Raw genomic sequence first — 1233 nt, forward strand, 5'->3', positions numbered from 1 at the left:
GAAGCCGATGTTGACGCGGTCCAGATAATTGACGATGAACATGATGACGAACAGCGGCAGGACGTGGAGCTTGACCTTGGCCACGGCACTGGCCAGGGCGTCGCCTTCATTTCGGGCAGACGGAGCGAGGGTATCGTTCACTTGCGGATCTCCCACTAATTGTTTTTGTGCGGGTCGAGGTTGTCTGACATGACAGTGGGAAGGAGCATATGCGCAGCTTAGTTGTACGACAAGATTAGCAAGATCGGCAAAATCGCAAAATACAAGCTACTACAATGCCTATATGCTCCTATATTGCAAAAACCCACAGGCTACTGGCGGGCTTGAGCGTCAGAAAAATCGGCAAAAAATATTTTTATCGATTAACTTGTCGTACAAGTACGACAATAATCGGACTCCGCCATGGCCACCGAACAAACCCACAAACGCGGCCACAGCCGCGCCCATGACCTGGTCTCCAGCCTGACGCAACAGATCCTGCTGGGTACCTTCAAGCCAGGCGACAAGTTGCCCTCGGAGAACAGCCTGGTGCGCGAGCATGGGGTCAGCCGCACCGTGGTCCGCGAGGCCTTGTCCAAACTGCAGGCCTCGGGGCTGGTTGAGCCACGCCACGGTATCGGTACGTTCGTGATGGAGCGCCAGGCCCAGCCCGGCCTACGCATCGCTGCGGAAAGCGCAGCCAATGTGCGCGACCTGCTGGAGCTGCGCATCGGCCTGGAAGGCCAGGCAGCTGCCCTGGCCGCGCTACGCCGCGAGGAGGAGCACCTGATGCGCATGCGCCAGGCGCTGGATGACTACCAGGACCTGGCCGCCGCTGGCGACAGCTGTATCGAGGCCGACCGGCGCTTTCACCTGCTGATTGCCGAGGCCACTGGCAACCTGTACTTCACTGAAATGCTGTTGCAGCTAGGCAACGGTCTGATCCCGCGCAACCGCATGGCCTTGGCCGAACGTAGCGGGGCGAAGCTGGCGCGGCAGGCATACCTGGCCAACCTCGAGCATGAGGCGATCCTCAATGCCATCCGCCGGCGGGACCCGGACGCGGCGCGGGCAGCGGTGTGCCTGCACCTGTCCAATAGCCGCGACCGGCTACTGCCCGAACAGGCCTGACACGATCCCCTGTAGGAGCGGCCTTGTGTCGCGAAAGGGCCGCAGAGCGGCCCCAAGATTTCAGCGATGATGCAAAAATTGCTGGGGCCGCTTCGCAGCCCTTTCGCGACACAAGGCCGCTCC

Annotated in this window: 1 protein-coding gene and 1 pseudogene; one reads left to right on the top strand and one right to left on the bottom strand. The window is 60.7% G+C overall.

Annotated features, from left to right (window positions below):
- Window positions 1-141 (bottom strand): annotated as a pseudogene (locus tag JV551A3_RS27670) (MFS transporter); the annotation flags it as partial.
- 261 nt (window positions 142-402) lie between these two features.
- On the opposite strand from JV551A3_RS27670, the gene JV551A3_RS27675 reads away from it, so the two are divergent.
- On the top strand, window positions 403-1110 hold the full coding sequence (locus tag JV551A3_RS27675) for a FadR/GntR family transcriptional regulator (RefSeq protein WP_133979302.1): 708 nt from the start codon (window positions 403-405) through the stop codon (window positions 1108-1110).
- The last annotated feature ends 123 nt before the right edge of the window (window positions 1111-1233 follow it).

Source organism: Pseudomonas inefficax (genome assembly GCF_900277125.1).
GTDB lineage: Bacteria > Pseudomonadota > Gammaproteobacteria > Pseudomonadales > Pseudomonadaceae > Aquipseudomonas > Aquipseudomonas inefficax.

Bases quoted from the DNA above. Each gene is read 5' to 3' on its own strand.
- JV551A3_RS27675 (WP_133979302.1), top strand. From the start codon at position 403: ATGGCCACCGAACAAACCCACAAACGCGGCCACAGCCGCGCCCATGAC.